The 266-nt window shown below is 42.9% G+C and carries 1 protein-coding gene; it reads left to right on the forward strand.

Annotation, left to right across the window (positions count from 1 at the left end):
* Positions 1–266 (forward strand): hypothetical protein (locus NHF50_RS15670; RefSeq protein ID WP_252777374.1); only part of this gene is annotated, 266 nt, incomplete at both ends.

The raw sequence follows: 266 nt of genomic DNA on the forward strand, positions 1-266 counted from the left end.
GGCGAAGATGCATTGTTTGACATAACCGGAACTGCAGGCGCTGTTGTAACATATACAATTAACGGTGGTTCTAACCAGACAATTACTTTAGACGGAACAGGTGCCGCACAGGTATTGATCAGTGGAGCAACATCAGATCAGGTAATCGTATTGAGTGATATAATATTAGGCAGTTGTAATGTGACCTTATCGGAGACAGCTACGGTAACGGTTAACCCTATACCGGCATTAGTGAGTTTAAGTAGTAACGATCCTATTTGTGAGGG

Origin of the sequence: Flavobacterium sp. NRK F10, assembly GCF_024054235.1 — a bacterium.
GTDB lineage: Bacteria > Bacteroidota > Bacteroidia > Flavobacteriales > Flavobacteriaceae > Flavobacterium > Flavobacterium sediminis.